We start from the raw sequence: 17044 nt of genomic DNA, 5'->3' as shown, positions 1-17044 counted from the left end.
CAGGTGGCAGGCGCTGCGGGTCGCGCTCAGGCCGAAGCCGACTCCGTACTGCTGCGTACCTGTTGCAGAGCCCTGGCAAACCGCTCGACCGCTGCATCGACATCGCTCAGTTTGTCCACGCCGAACAATCCGATGCGAAACGTCTTGAAGCCTGCCGGCTCATCGACCTGCAGAGGCACGCCTGCGGCTATCTGCATGCCGGCTGCCGCGAAGGCCTTGCCGCTGTGTATGTCGTCATTGTCCGTATAGTAGACCGCGACACCCGGTGCCTGAAAACCCTCAGCTGCCACACTGACGAAGCCGGCCTCGTCCAGCAAGGATCTGACACGTTGTCCCAGCTCGGCCTGCCTCTCCTTGACCGTGGCAAAACCCAGCCCGGCAATCTCGTTCATGACGTTTCTGAACACGATCAGACCGTCGGTCGGCATGGTGGCGTGATAGGCGTGCTTGCCGTCGAGATACGCTTCCATGATCTGCGACCATTTCTTCAGATCCAGCGTGAAACTGTCGCTGCCGGTTTCCTGCATCATGGCGTAGGCCCGTTCGCCGAGCATTACCAGGCCGGCACAGGGGGAACCACTCCAGCCCTTCTGCGGCGCGGAAACCAGCACGTCGACTCCCAATGCCTGCATATCCACCCAGATGGTGCCCGAGGCGATGCAATCCAGGACAAACAGCCCACCGTAGGCGTGTACGGCATCAGCTACCGCTTTCAGGTAGTCATCCGGCAGAATCAGCCCCGCCGAGGTTTCCACATGCGGTGCACAGACCACGTCGGGTTGGTCGCGGGCAATGGCCGCCACGACATCATCGATGGCCGCGGGTGCGAACGGTGACTGTGGACCCTCTTCGACCTGCTGCGCCTTGACGACATCATGGCTGGACGGAATGTCGCCAGCATCGAAAATCTGCGACCAGCGAAAACTGAACCAGCCATTGCGGATCACCAGACAGCGCTTGTCCTTGCACAGCTGGCGGGCTACCGCTTCCATGCCCGAGCTGCCGCTTCCGGGCACCACGACCGCCCGGTGCGCCGAATAGACGTCCGTCAGCGTCCTGTGAATGTCTCGCATCGTCTGCTGAAACTGCGCTGACATGTGGTTGACGGAGCGATCCGTATAGACAACCGAATACTCCAGCATGCCATCAGGATCAACGTTGTCCAGAAGTCCGCTCATGAGGTTTCATCCCGCTTCGTTGTAAACGCTTACGATACCACTACCGCTCAGTCGCTGATCGGTTTTTCCAGTTCGTAAATGGCTTCCGACAGGCGGGTTTCCAGTACCTGCTGGGCATCCATCAGACCCCGGTTGTAATAGTAGGGACCAATCTCCTCGCTGAAGAAATCGAGCAGGAATCGCGCAGGGAACTGACCGATGTCCTGGTCGAGTTCATCATTGAAGTACAACTGGATCTTGCGAGTCAGTCGGTCGGTCTCTTCCTTGCTGAATTCGATCATGTCGGTTATTCCGGTCGCTCAGGCACTCAGTCCGTGTCAGTAGGTCTGTCAGTCCAGAAAGGTCGTGTTCTCTGCCAGCGGCACACGCTCCGTCACCAGCGTGTTCTCGATGGCCTCCGGATCAGCATGACCCAGAGCCATGCCACAGAGTACGATCTCATCGTCTTGCAGAGACAGCTCGCGGCGTATCACCGCGTGATGATCCGCCCAGGCGGCCTGCGGACAGGTATGCAGCCCCTGCTCCCTGGCCAGCAACATGATGTTCTGCAGATACATGCCGTAATCCAGCCAGCTGCCGGTAGCCAGATCCCGGTGCACCGTGAAGATCAGCCCCACTGGCGCGTCGAAGAACTGGAAATTGCGGCGATGCTGAGCATGCATGCGCTGCCGATCCCGCTTGCCGATACCCAGCAGACCATACAGGCTCCAACCCACTTGCCGCCGCCGGGACAGATAGGGTTCGAACCATTGCGTCGGGTAGTAGTCGACTTCGCTGACGGCTTCGACAGACGGATCGTCGAAGGCGGCACACACGGCTTCGCACAATAGCTGCCGACGCCTGCCGGTCAGCACATAGCTCTTCCACGGCTGCATATTGGTCCCACTGGGAGCCCGTGCGGCTTTCTGCAACAGTGCTTCCAGCGTCTGCCGCGGAATCGGCTCGGGCAGAAAGGCTCGCAGAGAGCGCCGTGTGGCAACGGCATCCGACACACTGGTCGACTCTGCATGGGAAACGTGGTCGTTCATGCGCAGCGCTTCATTCCGGTTTCAATCAGGACGGATGCCACGGTACCATTCGCGGACTGCATCAGCCAGCGCCAACCCCGATGGATCCCCCGATGAACATAGCTGCAACGATTTTCGATATGGATGGCTTGCTGATTGACAGCGAACGCATTGCCCTGAGCACCTTCCAGAATGTTTGCGATCAGCATGAGCTGGGAGATCAGTTCGCGCTGTACCTGCAGCTGCTGGGCACCACCGATGCAACTTCGAAGAGCATTCTGCAGGAGAGACTGCCGGCGCATTTGCAGGTTGATCAGTTCATGCAGACCTGGACGGGGCTGTACGTAGAACAGACCAGTACTGCGGTTCCGCTGATGACTGGCGTACTGGCGCTGCTGGACCATCTGGACGCGATCGGCATGGCCCGATCGGTGGCAACCTCCACGCGCACGGATCACGCCATTGGCAAGCTGCGCAATTCAGGCATCCTGCATCGATTCGCCCATGTCACCGGCGGCGACCAGGTGGCTCAAGGCAAGCCTGCTCCGGACATCTACCTCAAGGCGGCGCAACGACTCGGGGTCGAACCAGCTCATTGTCTGGCGCTGGAGGATTCACCCAATGGGGTCAGAGCTGCCCTGTCAGCCGGCATGCAGGTCATTCAGATACCTTCACTGGTACAACCCGATGCCGAGTTCCGCACCTTCGGCCACACGATTCTGGAAGATCTGCACCGTGTCATCGATTTTCTGAATGCGCATCCGTCGCCAGCCAGCATGGCCGGCCAGGACTGATCGCGACATTGACGATTCCCGATGCGAGATGGCATCGCGCTGTGCACCGACGTCCATCAATGTCGCAAGAGTCGCACAAGGGCCTCGCCCGTAGTATTCTGGTGAGCCCTTCGAGCAAATCCACCTTGTTTCATGAAGATTCTCATCATCGGCGCTGCAGGCATGGTTGGCGCAAAACTCACTCGTCGCCTGCTGAATGACGGACAACTCGACGGTCACCGGATCACGCAACTGTCTCTGGTGGACATTGTGGAGCCCGCTATCCAGCCAGCTGATGAGACTGCCGACATCACCCTGCACACGCAGGCAGTGGACCTCACGCAGAACGGCGTTGCCGAGCAGCTGATCGCCGAGCAGCCTGATGTGATCTACCATCTGGCTGCCATCGTGTCCGGCGAGGCCGAAGCGGATTTCGACAAGGGATATCGCATCAATCTGGATGGCACGCGTGACCTTCTGGAAGCCATTCGGGCAGGCCATGAGCAGAACGGCTACACACCGAAGTTCATCTTCACCTCCTCGATTGCGGTCTATGGTGCTCCCTTTCCCGACAGGATTCACGACGAATTCCTGCATGCCCCCATGACCAGTTACGGCACACAGAAAGCCATCTGCGAACTGCTGCTGGCAGACTACAACCGGCGCGGCTTTCTGCAGGGAATCGGCTTGCGTCTGCCAACCATCTGCATTCGTCCGGGCAAACCCAATCTTGCCGCTTCGGGCTTCTTCTCCAATATTCTGCGCGAACCCATCAATGGCAAACCTGCCGTGTTGCCGGTTGATGATACCGTGCGCCACTGGTTTGCCAGCCCCCGGGCCGCCATCGGCTTTCTGATCAAGTCTGCGTCACTGAGCCGCGACGACATGGGCTCACGCTGCAACATCAATCTGCCGGGACTCAGCGCGACCGTGGCGCAGCAGATCGAATCACTCGGCCGGGTCGTCGGCAGCGATGCGGTGAAACTGATCAAGCGTGAACCGGATGCCATCATCCGCGGGATTGTCGCCAACTGGGCCGAGGACTTCGATCCGGCACGTGCCATTGCCCTGGGTTTCGAGGCTGAGTCCTCGTTTGACGACATCATCCAGGTTTATCTGGATGAGGAAATGCCAGCGGCTTGATGGCTCGTTCGGGGCTCTATGTCCCTTGTCGTCCTCGATAAGGGACTATCAGCCTGCGTGCCTCCGGCGTATCGAAATACGCCAGAATGGATTCTCTCACGGCACTGACAACACGACGCGGTTTGCCATTCAGAGACCCCAGCACCAGACGCAGCGATTGCATCGGTGGTCTGATCGCCACTTCGACCACCGGTTTGCCGCTTTGGGTTGCACTTGCCAGCGGACGCATGTTGAGTATCGAACACCCCACTCCTGCACCTACCAGATTCCTGATCATCTCCGAACTCGACGCCGTGGCCACGATCTGCGGCTCGAATCCGGCGTCGTCGAACAAGCCGCGCAGATAGCGGGTCGTGAATGGCAAGTCCAGCAATATCATGTCCAGTCCGGCAAGCTCCCGGAACGACACGGACCGTCGTCTGGCCAGAGGATGTGTCGGTGGCAGCAGCAGGTAGGGCGGCGCCTCGATCAGCCGGCGAATCTTCTGCGCAATGAGCATGCCGGCCGAGGTCGGTTGAATGCCCTTGGCCGGATAACGCTGAACGAGCTTCAGACCGAACTCCTCTTCCACCGCATCAATCGCGTTTGAAATGGCGGAAGGAACAACATTTCTGTCCTGTGCTGCCTGGACGATGGAACGACGGTCGACAGCCGTCAGAAAATAATGCATAACCTTGATGGACAATCGCATGCCGATGCTTCCTCTGATTTTCAGAGGATCATGATTCAAAAAATCAGTTTTTCAAATCATTGAGAATTCGGCACCTTGTTGCGTAGAGTCTCTGTCAGGAGCATGGAACGTGAACCACGATACCTCGCCAGGTAAAGGCAAGACTTCGCAGAGTCGCTTTTCCCGTCAATGGAACTACCGTCCTGAAGGGGCAATTCAGACTTCTCCGCTCTTTCAATGGCCTCTCGACCCGGCAGCCATCGGCCACTGGTTCGCAGCTCGCTGGCTGGTGCTCGGAGAGAATGTGATCATCGCCGGCCTGGCCATGCTGACCTGGTACTGCCTGCAACCGTCGCTGGAAATCACGAAGAGTCTCGAGTTCACCTGGATCGCCTTGATGTTCCTGCGCAACACCGCGCTGATCGTCATCGTCGCCGGGGGGCTGCATTTCTTCCTGCATACCCGCAGGACACAGGGTGATCGCCTGAAATTCGACCCCGAACAAGTCAATGCCAGAGGACGTCGGTTCACATTCCACAGCCAGCTGCGTGACAACATGGTCTGGACGCTCGGCAGTGGCGTCTTCTTCTGGACTGCCTATGAAGTCCTCATGCTCTGGGCCATGGCAAACGGCCATGCACCCATGTTGCTGTGGACGCAGAATCCGCTGTGGTTCATTGCCCTGTTTTTCCTGACGCCCTTGTGGATATCCTTTCACTTCTACTGGATCCACCGCTTTCTGCACTGGCCACCGCTCTACCGAATGGCCCACTCCCTGCATCATCGGAACACCAACATCGGTCCATGGTCAGGCCTGTCCATGCACCCGCTCGAGCATATCCTGTTCTTCAGCTCGATTCTGATCCATTGGCTTGTGGCCGCCCACCCCGTCCATATCCTGTTTCACATGCAGCACCAGGCACTGACTGCTGCAACGTCACACGCCGGATTCGAAGCCATGCTGCTCAGGCACAGGAAGGCAATGGCTCTGGGCAACTTTCACCACCAGATGCATCATCGCTACTTCGAATGCAACTACGGCAGTCTGGAGGTGCCCTGGGACAAGGTATTCGGATCGTTCCACGATGGTACGGAACAATCCCACGAGCAATTCACCCAGCGCCGCCGGAAACTGGCTCAGCGTGGGCGTCGAGAGCAGGTTTGAGAGTCTGGCTTGCCCTCGAGCCACGGACTCACAGACTCACAGACTCACAGACTCACAGACTCACAGACTCACGGCTCACAGACTCACAGACTCACGGCTCACAGACTCACAGACTCACGGCTCACGACTCACGACTCACGACTCACGACTCAGATCTTGCCGTCTTGATTGCCGCCCGAGTTCGCCGGACTGCAAACCGCAATCACTACCTGTCCGGCATCTCAGGAAAAATGCTTTATCCATTTGTCCGACCGAAGCCGGTCGCGCTCATCATAATCGCGGACAACCGCCTCCAGATCCGGCATCTCTGCGATTTCCCGGCCCTCGCCGATTCGTGTCAGCTGCAGGGTGTACCAGGCAGTAACACCACCAACAGGCGTCGATGAAAATCGTGGAAATACCGGGTCGACGGTATCGGGCGATTGCCAGTTCTTCGGCAGAGCGGCATCCAGTACGAACCCGCGCGCAATACCGGTCAGATCCACATGACCCGACACCAGTGCATCGACGGCCTGCTGTCGCGTCTTGAAACCACCGGTAGCCATCAGAGGCTTCGATGTCCGCTCCCGTGCCAGTGCTGCAAAGTGAAGAAAATACGGACCTGAACCCGCACTGTCAGAGGCGGATTTCGCCCCCGGGAAATAGGTGCCACCACTGATATCGATCAGATCGATACCGGTGCCATCCAGTGCCGCAACCACCTCGAGAGACTCGTCTTCGGCAAAGCCTTCTTCCAGCTGATCCGTGGCATTGAGCTTCACCGCCACCACAAAGCCCGGGTCGACGGCGTCGCGTACGGCCTCGACCACTTCCAGCAACAGCTGCATACGTGAACTCAGGCTGCCGCCATAGGCATCATCACGCTTGTTGAACAAGGGCGAGAGAAACTGGCTCAGCAGAAAACCATGAGCCGCGTGAATCTGCACACCTCCGAAGCCGAGATCCTGTGCCAGAGATGCAGTGCGCGCGAATTCGGCAGGCAGTGCCCTGATTTCATCCAGTGTCAGAGCGTCGCACGTCAGACCGGGTATATCGATGGCACTCGGCCCCTTCGGCGTACTGATGGGTGGGTGAGCCATTGCGCCGGCATGCCCCAGTTGCAGCCATAGCTGAGTACCTCCCGCCGCACCTCTGCGCGCCAGTTCCCTGAAGCGCGGGAGATCGGCGTCCTGACGCAAGACAAGATTTCCCGGCTTCTCGGCAAAATGCGGTGTACCTTGAACTTCCCCGATGATCGATGCAGCCACACCGCCATCGGCCCAGCGCTCATACAGGCGCATCTGTGCATCGCTGGGATTACCGCAGCCATCGCCGAGGGAATCGGACATGGCTGATTTGACGATACGGTTTTTCAGAACCACGCCACACGGCAGTTCGAAAGGTTGGAACAGATCACCGACGTCATTGCTTTCAGGATAAGTCATATCGGTTTCTCATCAGGATTCACGAAACTCGGCAGTGAAGCAGACCGGCTGTGCCAACGTCAACTTCACCTCTGGCGGCTCTCTTCAGACTACACTAAACCCATTGCCATTCTGGAGAGATTGCCATGCACCTGTCCGGCGAATGTTTCTGTGGCGCCGTGCGTTACGAGGTGTCGGGAACACTACACAATGCCCGGTCCTGTCATTGCTCGCGCTGCCGCAAGGCGTTCAGCTCCCAGGCCTCGGCTTACGCAGAAGTTGATCCTGCTGAATTCACATGGCTGAGCGGTGAGGAGCTGTTGACCACGTACACCGGTGTACACGGTGAAGGCCTCATGTTCTGCAGTCGGTGCGGCTCCGCACTGTGTGGCGTCATGAACGGTCAGGTGCATGGTGTGACGCTGGGCTGCATCAATGGTGATCCCGGAGTCGAGATCGAACGGCATATATTCGTGGGCTCCAAGGCTACCTGGGAAGTGCTGCCCGAGGGCGCAACCATCTTTGAAGAAGGATCACCCGAACGGTCATAGTATGCTGTGAACAGGCAGACGGAACAGACACCGAATGAGCAACGCAGACAACTTGTCATCCACGGGCATTGCGCTGATTGGCGCAGGCATGATCGCAAAGACGCATGTGGCGGCGCTCTCTGCCTCTCGTCCATGTGTCCGGCTTGAAGCCATCGTGTCGCGACGTCCGGAACGCGCGCAATACCTGGCCGAGTATTACGCAGGACCTGCTCCCCTGTTCACCAGCGAGCTGTCATCCGTTACCGAGAACCCGGGCATACAGGTGGTGATCGTTGCCACACCACCCAGTGTGCGCATCGAACTGATCGAGACGCTTGCGCGGGCTGGCAAGCATATCCTGCTGGAAAAGCCGGTGGCACGCACTCTCGACGAGGCCACACAGGTCGTTGACATCTGCGAACGCGCAGGCGTGACACTCGGCGTCCTGTTCCAGCATCGCATGCGTGCCCCATCCATGGCAGCTGCCCGAAGACTGGCCGACGGCGCGCTGGGCAAAGCGGGTCACATCGAGATTGCCGTACCGCTCTGGCGCCCTCAATCCTATTACGACGAACTGGGTCGTGGTACCTATGAGCGCGATGGCGGCGGCGTGCTGCTGACGCAGGCCATACATACCATCGACCTGGCCTTGAGCATGACCGGCCCCGTCACCCGGGTACAGGCAATGACAGCCACCACCCCATTGCACACGATGGAAGCCGAGGATCTGGCTGTGTCAGGTTTGCACTTTTCCTCCGGTGCCGTCGGCTCACTGGTCGCCAGCACCGCCACCTTTCCGCATGGTCGCGAGAGCATCACCCTGCACTGCGAACACGGTTCAATGCGTATTGGTGCCGATGCCCTGGAGATTTTCTGGCGTGATGGCCGCTTCGACAGAGAAGCAAGCACACCGCCAGTCACCATTGAGCAGGGGCCGGTCGTGGTCAAGCATGAATGGCATCAGGGAATCATCGATGATTTCATCGAGGCAGTACAGCAGGGTCGTGCGCCTTTGGTCAGCGGTCGTGCGGCACTTGCCGCTCACCGACTGATCGCGGCAATCGAATCCTCGTCACGATCAGGCGCCGCCATTGAGCTTACGACCTGAGCGGCAGTCAGCGATATTTTCCTGATCCGGCCTCACGCCTGGCAACGGCACACTGAGCCGCACCAGTTCCTGCCAGCTACCATTACCGTCACTGGCAGGCCTGCCCTGAACAGACACCTCCGCCTCAGGTCTTCGGCTTGTCCCGCTGTACCAGCAAGGAGATCAGTGCCAGTACGCCCGAACCCAGCATCAGAAAGACAGACACCGCATTGAGCACCGGTGTCGATCCGACCTTGACCATGCGGTCGTACATCGTGATGGTCAGTGGCGCATCGGAGCCCACCAGGAACAAGGTGGTATTGAAGTTCTCGAAGGACACCAGAAAGGCCACTATACCGGCGGCAATCATGGCGGGTCGCAGGAATGGCAGTGTGATGGTCCGTAGTACACCGGCACGGCTGGCCCCCAGATTGAATGCCGCCTCCTCCAGAGAGATATCGAACTTCTTGAGCCTGGCGGTAATGACCAGCGAGGTAATGGTCGTGATGAAGGAAAATTGCCCGAGGATGACAAGCAACAGGCCGGGGCGCAGAAATTCCAGTTCGAGGCTGAAGGCTTCCTCGACCCCGTTTGCCACATTGCTGGCAAGCGCAAGTATGGATATACCAAGAATGACACCAGGAATCACCAGAGGCAAAACCATCAGTATGTAGAAGAAATTCTTGCCCGGGAAGTTGCCTCGCACAAACAGGAAGGCATTGCAGGTACCGACAAAAACCGACAACACGGCAACTGCCACTGCAATCATGAAGGAGACATTGAGACCACGCAGCAGACGACGATCGTGAAACATGCCCAGCTTCGGCTCGGTGTCGTTGAAGAACCAGTCCAGCGTGAAGCCTTGCCATGGCAGGGAGGGAAACTGCGAATCGTTGAAGGCGAACATGCCGGCAGCCAGCAGGGGCGCGGCCAGAAAGATGAAAAACGCCAGTACGTAAAGCCTGAACAAGGCCGATGCGGCGCCGCTGCCCGTGCCACGAATCAACATGAGGTCATCCTGCGGTAGTGGAGTCTCATCAGCTTTTCGCCACGGTACTGGAGAGCGTCTGCCCGGAGAGTTTCAGGCCCAGCCAGACAACCACCGAGGTAAATGCCAGCAACAGGAAACCGAAAGCGGCACCGGATTCCCAGTTGTAGCGACTGATGAACTGATCATAGATCTGCTCGGTAAACCAGCTGGAATTCTTGCCACCCATGAGGATCGGAGTCAGGTAGCTGCCCGCCGTCATCATGAAGACCACGATGCAACCGGACACGATACCCGGCATGGCGTAGGGAATGATGATACGACGCAGTACGGTAAAACCATTGCCACCCAGGTTGTAACCCGCCTCGATCATGGCATTGTCCATGCCGTCCAGCGTGGAGACCAGCGGCACGATCATGAACAGCATGACGGTGTAGACCAACCCCATGATCACCGTGGCATCGGTGTACAGGAATTCGATGGGCGTATCGATCAGGCCGCTACTCACCAGAAAACTGGAGATGATGCCCGATTCGCGCAGCAGCAATATCCAGCCGAAAGCGCGAATCAGATCGCTCACCCACAGCGGAATGAGGCAGAGCATGAACAGCATGCCCTTGGTGCGATTACCAGCCAGCTTGGCTATGTAGTAAGCCACCGGAAAACCGATGAGAAGTGCCAGGAATGTCACCAGCAGAGACATCAGCCCGGTACGAATCAGGGTGTTCCAGTAGATGGGCTCCATGAAGAAGTCGATGTAATTGCCAAAACCGAACTCATAGACTCGTGGCGCCACTTTCTCCCGCAGGGACAATATCACCATGCCCACATGCGGCAATATGATCAACAACAGAATCCACAGACTGAAAGGCAGAAAAAGCAGCAGCAGGGAGAGCTTGCGAATATCGGAGCCCACGGCGATCAGCCCGCCTGTGTCGCGGATTCAGGGAAACAGACGGTCTGTTGCATCGACCATTGCAACCTGACGTTCTCTCCCGGTCTGATATCGTCACTGCCACCGGTCAGGGTCACATCCGCTTCCACCAGCGCCTCTTCTGCGGTGCGTACCAGCAAACGGCTGTTGGCGCCGTTGAACAGGACGCTGTCGACACGGCCTTCCAGCGAATTCAGCGTCCCCGCCACATCCGCGACGTCAGCCGAACCGGTTTGCGGTTCCACCGTCAGAAATTCCGGTCGCGTATAGATGCTGACGCGATCACCGACGCGACCGGCCGTCTTGCCCGACAGTCGCGCCTGTATCGACTGGCCGGCGGCGGTACGTAGCATGGCTCCCTGCTCTGTCAGGGATTCCACCGTGCCATGCCAGAGATTGGAGTCACCGACAAAACCTGCCACGAAGGCCGTTTCGGGTTGCTGATAAAGCATCTGTGGCGTACCGACCTGCTCGAAGCGCCCCTGATTCATGACGGCAACCTGGTCAGACATCACCAGGGCTTCCGACTGATCGTGCGTGATATAGACAAAGGTGGTGTTGAACTGATGCTGCAGCAGTTTGAGCTCGATCTTCATGGCTTCGCGCAGCTTCAGATCCAGTGCACCCAGAGGTTCGTCCAGCAACAGGACGTCCGGGTCCAGAACCATGCAGCGGGCAATGGCAATGCGCTGCTTCTGGCCTCCCGAGAGCTGCTGGATATCACGCTTGGCCACATCCGGCAACGCCACGCGTTCCAGAACGTCCTGTACCTTCCGGGTGATCTCCGCTGCCGGTACGCCGGCGCATCGCAAGCCATAGGCGATATTGTCGTGTACGTTCATCATCGGGAACAGGGCCAGATGCTGAAAGACCATCTTGACATTGCGCTTGTTGGGAGCGGCCTTGAGAACCGACTTTCCCTTGATCCGGATATCGCCATGATCCGGTTTCTCGAAGCCTGCGATCATGCGCATGAGTGTGGTCTTGCCACACCCGGAAGGACCGAGAATCGAGAAGAAACTGCCCCGGGGAATACTCAGGGATACGTTATCGACCGCGCGTACGCTCCCGAACTGTCTGGAAACATCGATGCATTCCAGGTCAAACGCGTGTTCTGTCATCGTTTTCTCGATAGGCCTCACAATAAGGTCATGGTCCGGCCTGTATGGCATGCAGGCATTGTTGTCCGCATGCAGCAATACAGGCCGGGCACACCATCAACCGCCGGTGGCAGCCTTGATCTTTTCCAGCGCCTTGCCTTCCATGTCCTCCACGCCTGGTGGAATGTTGGCGAAGAACTTGAGGTTGTCGATATCGGCATCGCTGAAGGCAGCATTGACGGCGGCTTTCTTGTCTTCCGGCAACAAGTCTGCGGCACCGTTGATGGATGCGATGGCGCCGGTACTGGCAGACATCAGCTCGACAATCTCCGGCTGCAGCACGAAGTTGATCCACTTGTAGGCTGCATCATCGGCCTTACCCTTGCGTGGCAGCACGAAGGTATCGATCCAGGCCAGTGCACCGGTTGCCGGCGGTACGAATTTGATGTCGGGGTTCTCACCGAACAGTTTGTAGGCTGTGGAATCCCAGGATTCGGCGGCTACGATCTCTCCGGAGAGCATCATCGCCGACAGATCATCACCCCCTTGCCAGTAGGCCTTGATGTTGTCCTTGCATTCGATCAATCTGGTGGTGACATCGTCCAGGATGCCCTGATACTTGTCCAGATCGGAGTAGGCAGCAAACGGGTCCTCACCCAGCGAGTAGGCAGTTGCCAGCAGAATGGTGCGCTTCAGACGCATGGAGGTCTTGCCCTCGTAGGCGGGATCGCACAGATCGCCCCAGTTCTTGACATCAGGCGCTTCGGCAGTATTCACCATCAGGCCGGTGGTTCCCCACTGATGCGGAACAGCATAGACTTCCCCATCGATAGTGGCATTTTCCTTGACACCGTCGAGTAGCTTGGGCGTCATGTTCGATGTGTCGATCTGCGACAGATCCAGCGGTTTGTAGATGTCGAATTCCAGTTGCGCTGCGTAGATGCGGTCATGGCTTGGCTGCGCAAGATCGAAACCGGCTCCGCCGGTAGCCCGCAGCTTGGCAATCATTTCCTCGTTATTGGAATAGGTGACCTCGACATCGATATCGGGGTATTTTTCCTCGAACATCTCGATGACGTTATCGGGCGCGTAGGAGCCCCAGGTCAGCAGGCGCAACGTCTCGGCCTGAGCGCCGGATGCCAGGCTCAGTGCCACAGATGCAGTAATGGCGGATAATACGGATTTCATTTGCATGGTCCATTCTTTCCAGTTAGGTTATTGCGGTTCCCGCAGAAAATCGGACAGCCACAAGGCGATTTGACATGGCAGAGTCGATCATAGCCTTCAGAAAGTATCGCGTCAGGCGTCTGCATGCAAATGGTTTATCCTTCCATCTGACCGCATTCTGTCATAACCCTGTCATGAATGTCGCCTGGAGAAGCCGGCCGTGAAAATCGCCTCCCTCGAGACCTGTTATAACGAATTCGTCTGCTTCGTCAAGGTCATCACCGACGACGGGGCTTTCGGCTGGCGGCAGGTAGCCCCCTATCATGCCGACATCACTTCGCTGATCCTGCATCGTCAGGTTGCGCCTCATGTGCTGGGGCAGGACGCCACGGACATCGACGCCCTGGTGACACTGGTACGCGAACGCGAGCACAAGTTTCCCGGCTCGCACCTGTACCGCGCCATCGGCGGGCTCGATACCGCCTTGTGGGATCTGCATGGTCGACTGGAGAACCTGCCCGTGTGCTCCCTGCTGGGCGGCACACCGGGTACGGTGCGCGCCTATGCCTCTTCCATGCAGCGCGAAATCCGACCTGTCGATGAGGCCCGCCGCCTCGAACGACTGGCCGTTGACAAGGGTTTTGACGCCTTCAAGTTCCGCATCGGCTCGGAATACGGCCATGACAGGGATGAATGGCCTGGCAGAACCGAGGAAATCGTCCCGCTGATACGTCGTACGCTCGGCCCGGATGTCAGCCTGCTGGTCGATGCCAACTCCTGTTATTCACCCGCCCGAGCCATTGAAGTCGGGCAACTGCTGATGGACGAGAATATCGAGCACTTCGAGGAACCCTGTCCCTACTGGGAATACGAGCAGACCCGACAGGTCACCGAGGCGCTTTCCATCAATGTGACCGGTGGCGAACAGGATTGCGAACTCGGCGGCTGGCAGCGCATGATCAGCGAGCACGTCGTGGACATCGTCCAACCGGATATCTGCTATCTCGGCGGTCTGCAACGCACGCTGCAGGTAGCCGCCATGGCTGACAAGGCAAGTCTGCCCTGTACGCCTCATTGTGCCAATCTGTCGATGGTCACGCTGTTCACCATGCACCTGCTGCGCGCCATCCCCAATGCCGGCAAGTACCTGGAGTTCTCGATCGAAGGGCTCGACTACTACCCCTGGCAGGACGCGCTTTTCGTGGAATCGCCTTACGACATCGTCGACGGACAGGCGACGGTCACGGACCGACCGGGCTGGGGTGCAGAACCGGCTCCGGCCTGGCTTGAGCAATCGCAACGCCACGTCTCCGGGCTGCGCTGATCCTGACAGGGTCCATCAGGCAGCCAGCGACGGGGAATCATCCTCTCCCGTGTACGGGGATACGCCGTCGAGAAAGGCCTGAACATCCGCCGCCTGCATTGGCCTGGAGATCAGATACCCCTGCAGCTCATCGCATTCAAGCGCTGACAGGATATCGGCCTGCGCACTGGTTTCCACGCCTTCTGCCACCACTCGCATCTGCAGGCTCTTGCCCATGGACACCACGGCCTCGACGATACTGGCGTTCTGCGGATTGTTCTCCAGATTGGATACAAAGGCCCGGTCTATCTTGAGCTTGTTGAAACTGAAACTCTGCAGATAACTCAGGGAAGAATAGCCGGTACCGAAATCATCCATGGCTATTCGGACGCCCAGTGCCTTGAGTTCATCCAGAGCCGCCAATACCTCGTTCTGATTTTCCATCAGCAGCGATTCGGTGATTTCCAGTTCCAGGCGTTTGCCGCTGATACCACTTGATTCCAGCGCATCCCTGACCATTCCGACGATGTCGTACTTGCCGAACTGAGCCACTGACAGATTCACGGCCACCCGGATGTGTTCCGGCCAGCTTGCTGCATCCCGACAGGCCTGACGGAGAACGAATTCTCCGATGGGCACGATGAGACCGGTCTGCTCTGCCACCGGAATGAAGTCCACCGGCGATACACTCCCCAACTCTGCATCCGTCCACCGCAACAAGGCTTCGAAACAGACCGGGGAGCGACTTGAACAACTGACCAGAGGCTGGTAGTTCAGTGTCAGAGCATCGAGTTCCAGTGCCTGTCTGAGGCGCGACTCCAAGGCGCGCCGCGCGTCCAGCTGCACATTCATGCGCGGTTCGAAGAATCTCGTCGTGGCTTTGCCCTCTGCCTTGGATTCATACATCGCGGTATCCGCATTGCGCATCAGATCTTCAAGGGTGTCACCGTCCATCGGATATACGGCGATACCGATGGATGCCTCGACCAGCAACTGCGCCCCTTCCAGTTCAATGCTGGACTTGAAGATGTCGTGAATGCGATTCGCCAGTGCCATGCCCTGTTCAGGTTGATTGGCCGAGATCGACAACAGGCTGAATTCATCCCCACCCAGTCGTGCAACCACATCACCGTCTCCCAGCAAGGCACTCATGCGTCTGGCCACGAGCTGTATCAACTCATCGCCGATGGCATGCCCATACATGTCATTGACCGTCTTGAAATTATCCAGATCCATGGCCAGCAGCGCAAAGGATCCGTTGATCTGCCGGGCTCTTGCTATGGCACTGTTCGCCAGTTCGTTGAACAGGCGCCGGTTGGGCAGATCTGTCAACGTGTCGTGCAGCGCAAGGTGGGCAATTCTGGCCTCGCTCTGACGACGCTGAGTCAGGTCGCGTATGGCAATCATCTCCCCCACTTCGCCAGTCTGCAGCATGATGGCGCGACGACAGAGTTTCGCCGGAAAGTCGGTGCCGTTGTCACCGCGAACCTGAATCTCCTGGATGACCGCATCATCGTCCATCTGCAGCTTTTCCAGCGCTTCGATGGACCAGTCGGAAAGGCACCTTTCGCTGAAGTTGTCATCCAGACCCAGCAACTTGCGAGCGGCCAGATTGGTGTCCAGAATGGTCAGGTCGCGGTGCACGATGAGCCCCTCGAAAGCGCCATCAGCCAGCACTCTGAAGCGTTCCGCCTGGGCTGCCAATTGACCGGATACACGCTGGTCGACAATCGCCGCAATGATGCCGATCGTCAGAATGGTCAGCGATGCCAGTGTGACCCCGGCAATGAGAAAGGTACGCGATACTCCGGTTTCGGCATCAAAGAAGCCAAGCTCCATGCGGGTGGCCGACATGCCCACAAAGTGCAATGACAGTATCATCAGCAGCATCAGGCCCCCTGCCGCCGGTTTCCAGCTGGCCTTCGAACGATCGAACAGGATGTCGACGGACAGTGCTCCGAACAAGGTGGTGGCGACCAGGGAGACGACAACCAGGTCCATGTCGTAGCTCAAGGATCCGGGAAATCGAAGTGCGTCCATACCGATGTAGTGCAAGGCGGCCACACCGGATCCGACCAGCACACCCCCCATGGCACGAAAGAGTCGCTGGCCACGCAGCCTGAAGGCAACGAGGAAACCGATGCTGACAACCACGGTACCGACCAGCAAGGACAGAACGGTCAACGAAAAATCATAGCTGATCGGCACACTCGTCTGATACGCCAGCATGGCAATGAAATGTGTGGACCAGGCGGTACAGCCAGCACACAGGCTCAGCAGCGACATCCAGAGCAGGGACCGTTCAGCGGACATGACCCGACCACCCACGATCATGCAGGTCGTGCAACCCAGCAGACAGATGAGGCCTGCCAGCAGAATCAGACTCAGCTCATGATCCAGAGTCAGACAATCCACTATTCGAAGCATTGATCCATCCATTATCCGTTGAGTGGCAGCACCGAATACCGGCGAACCCCAATCTTCAGGTAGTCGGCCATGACTCGGGCGACTGTAGGCATTTGCGCGAACTTTAGGTAACAGGGTTACAGAAGTGACCTGTGGGCATGCTTTAATGGCGCGGGTTCCACCTCTCAAT

At 58.1% G+C, this 17044-nt stretch carries 16 protein-coding genes; 6 read left to right on the top strand and 10 right to left on the bottom strand.

Annotation, left to right across the window (positions count from 1 at the left end; all coding sequences use genetic code 11):
* Positions 1-26: 26 nt before the first annotated feature.
* Genes ACUNV4_RS20610 through ACUNV4_RS20600 form a run of 3 tightly spaced genes read right to left on the bottom strand, consistent with a single transcriptional unit; the run spans position 27 to position 2206 of the window.
* Positions 27-1178 (bottom strand): aminotransferase class V-fold PLP-dependent enzyme, encoded by a 1152-nt coding sequence (locus ACUNV4_RS20610; protein WP_430880499.1) that lies wholly within the window; start codon positions 1176-1178, stop codon positions 27-29.
* 47 nt (positions 1179-1225) lie between these two features.
* Positions 1226-1459 carry a DUF2164 domain-containing protein gene (locus tag ACUNV4_RS20605; RefSeq protein WP_430880498.1) on the bottom strand — a complete coding sequence of 78 codons (234 nt, stop codon included), beginning with the start codon at positions 1457-1459 and terminating at the stop codon, positions 1226-1228.
* Positions 1460-1507: 48 nt separating this feature from the next.
* Positions 1508-2206, bottom strand: a complete 699-nt coding sequence (locus ACUNV4_RS20600; protein ID WP_430880497.1) for a nitroreductase — start codon at positions 2204-2206, stop codon at positions 1508-1510.
* 92 nt (positions 2207-2298) lie between these two features.
* Here ACUNV4_RS20600 and ACUNV4_RS20595 point away from each other — a divergent pair, with 92 nt between their 5' ends.
* Positions 2299-2979 (top strand): HAD family hydrolase, encoded by a 681-nt coding sequence (locus tag ACUNV4_RS20595; protein ID WP_430880496.1) that lies wholly within the window; start codon positions 2299-2301, stop codon positions 2977-2979.
* 132 nt (positions 2980-3111) lie between these two features.
* Positions 3112-4101: a D-erythronate dehydrogenase gene (gene denD / locus ACUNV4_RS20590; protein ID WP_430880495.1), complete on the top strand. Its 990-nt coding sequence runs from the start codon at positions 3112-3114 to the stop codon at positions 4099-4101.
* Between the two features lie 16 nt (positions 4102-4117).
* Here denD and ACUNV4_RS20585 read toward each other — a convergent pair whose 3' ends face one another.
* On the bottom strand, positions 4118-4792 hold the full coding sequence (locus tag ACUNV4_RS20585) for a LysR family transcriptional regulator (RefSeq protein ID WP_430880494.1): 675 nt from the start codon (positions 4790-4792) through the stop codon (positions 4118-4120).
* 109 nt (positions 4793-4901) lie between these two features.
* Here ACUNV4_RS20585 and ACUNV4_RS20580 point away from each other — a divergent pair, with 109 nt between their 5' ends.
* Positions 4902-5936 carry a sterol desaturase family protein gene (locus tag ACUNV4_RS20580; RefSeq protein WP_430880493.1) on the top strand — a complete coding sequence of 345 codons (1035 nt, stop codon included), beginning with the start codon at positions 4902-4904 and terminating at the stop codon, positions 5934-5936.
* Positions 5937-6157: 221 nt separating this feature from the next.
* On the opposite strand, the gene ACUNV4_RS20575 is transcribed toward ACUNV4_RS20580, so the two are convergent.
* The gene (locus ACUNV4_RS20575; protein ID WP_430880492.1) at positions 6158-7360 is read right to left on the bottom strand and encodes an NADH:flavin oxidoreductase/NADH oxidase family protein; all 1203 of its coding nucleotides are present in this window, start codon (positions 7358-7360) and stop codon (positions 6158-6160) included.
* 125 nt (positions 7361-7485) lie between these two features.
* On the opposite strand from ACUNV4_RS20575, the gene ACUNV4_RS20570 reads away from it, so the two are divergent.
* Entirely contained in the window at positions 7486-7890 is a 405-nt protein-coding gene (locus ACUNV4_RS20570; RefSeq protein WP_430880491.1) for a GFA family protein, read from the top strand.
* A 34-nt stretch (positions 7891-7924) separates the two neighbouring features.
* Positions 7925-8977, top strand: a complete 1053-nt coding sequence (locus ACUNV4_RS20565; protein WP_430880490.1) for a Gfo/Idh/MocA family protein — start codon at positions 7925-7927, stop codon at positions 8975-8977.
* A gap of 124 nt (positions 8978-9101) precedes the next feature.
* Here ACUNV4_RS20565 and ACUNV4_RS20560 read toward each other — a convergent pair whose 3' ends face one another.
* From ACUNV4_RS20560 to ACUNV4_RS20545, 4 genes are all read right to left on the bottom strand, one after another.
* Complete coding sequence (locus ACUNV4_RS20560) at positions 9102-9965, bottom strand: ABC transporter permease (protein WP_430880489.1); 864 nt, start codon at positions 9963-9965, stop codon at positions 9102-9104.
* Between the two features lie 28 nt (positions 9966-9993).
* Complete coding sequence (locus ACUNV4_RS20555; protein ID WP_430880488.1) at positions 9994-10860, bottom strand: ABC transporter permease; 867 nt, start codon at positions 10858-10860, stop codon at positions 9994-9996.
* A 5-nt stretch (positions 10861-10865) separates the two neighbouring features.
* Positions 10866-11999: an ABC transporter ATP-binding protein gene (locus ACUNV4_RS20550; protein WP_430880487.1), complete on the bottom strand. Its 1134-nt coding sequence runs from the start codon at positions 11997-11999 to the stop codon at positions 10866-10868.
* A 96-nt stretch (positions 12000-12095) separates the two neighbouring features.
* On the bottom strand, positions 12096-13172 hold the full coding sequence (locus tag ACUNV4_RS20545) for an extracellular solute-binding protein (RefSeq protein WP_430880486.1): 1077 nt from the start codon (positions 13170-13172) through the stop codon (positions 12096-12098).
* A 193-nt stretch (positions 13173-13365) separates the two neighbouring features.
* Here ACUNV4_RS20545 and ACUNV4_RS20540 point away from each other — a divergent pair, with 193 nt between their 5' ends.
* Positions 13366-14469, top strand: a complete 1104-nt coding sequence (locus ACUNV4_RS20540; RefSeq protein ID WP_430880485.1) for a mandelate racemase/muconate lactonizing enzyme family protein — start codon at positions 13366-13368, stop codon at positions 14467-14469.
* A gap of 15 nt (positions 14470-14484) precedes the next feature.
* Here the strand turns inward: ACUNV4_RS20540 and ACUNV4_RS20535 are convergent, their stop codons facing one another.
* Positions 14485-16875: a bifunctional diguanylate cyclase/phosphodiesterase gene (locus ACUNV4_RS20535; protein ID WP_430880484.1), complete on the bottom strand. Its 2391-nt coding sequence runs from the start codon at positions 16873-16875 to the stop codon at positions 14485-14487.
* Between the last annotated feature and the right edge of the window lie 169 nt (positions 16876-17044).

Source organism: Granulosicoccus sp. 3-233 (assembly GCF_052681095.1).
This window is presented reverse-complemented; position numbering and strand designations above follow the sequence as displayed.

What these genes read in the sequence shown, in the direction of transcription:
- ACUNV4_RS20565 (WP_430880490.1), top strand. Translation starts at nt 7,925, where the DNA reads ATGAGCAACGCAGACAACTTGTCATCCACGGGCATTGCGCTGATTGGC.
- ACUNV4_RS20550 (WP_430880487.1), bottom strand. Translation starts at nt 11,999, where the DNA reads ATGACAGAACACGCGTTTGACCTGGAATGCATCGATGTTTCCAGACAG.
- ACUNV4_RS20595 (WP_430880496.1), top strand. Translation starts at nt 2,299, where the DNA reads ATGAACATAGCTGCAACGATTTTCGATATGGATGGCTTGCTGATTGAC.
- ACUNV4_RS20570 (WP_430880491.1), top strand. Translation starts at nt 7,486, where the DNA reads ATGCACCTGTCCGGCGAATGTTTCTGTGGCGCCGTGCGTTACGAGGTG.
- ACUNV4_RS20545 (WP_430880486.1), bottom strand. Translation starts at nt 13,172, where the DNA reads ATGCAAATGAAATCCGTATTATCCGCCATTACTGCATCTGTGGCACTG.
- ACUNV4_RS20535 (WP_430880484.1), bottom strand. Translation starts at nt 16,875, where the DNA reads ATGCTTCGAATAGTGGATTGTCTGACTCTGGATCATGAGCTGAGTCTG.
- ACUNV4_RS20605 (WP_430880498.1), bottom strand. Translation starts at nt 1,459, where the DNA reads ATGATCGAATTCAGCAAGGAAGAGACCGACCGACTGACTCGCAAGATC.
- ACUNV4_RS20560 (WP_430880489.1), bottom strand. Translation starts at nt 9,965, where the DNA reads ATGTTGATTCGTGGCACGGGCAGCGGCGCCGCATCGGCCTTGTTCAGG.
- ACUNV4_RS20610 (WP_430880499.1), bottom strand. Translation starts at nt 1,178, where the DNA reads ATGAGCGGACTTCTGGACAACGTTGATCCTGATGGCATGCTGGAGTAT.
- ACUNV4_RS20585 (WP_430880494.1), bottom strand. Translation starts at nt 4,792, where the DNA reads ATGCGATTGTCCATCAAGGTTATGCATTATTTTCTGACGGCTGTCGAC.
- ACUNV4_RS20600 (WP_430880497.1), bottom strand. Translation starts at nt 2,206, where the DNA reads ATGAACGACCACGTTTCCCATGCAGAGTCGACCAGTGTGTCGGATGCC.
- ACUNV4_RS20575 (WP_430880492.1), bottom strand. Translation starts at nt 7,360, where the DNA reads ATGACTTATCCTGAAAGCAATGACGTCGGTGATCTGTTCCAACCTTTC.
- denD (WP_430880495.1), top strand. Translation starts at nt 3,112, where the DNA reads ATGAAGATTCTCATCATCGGCGCTGCAGGCATGGTTGGCGCAAAACTC.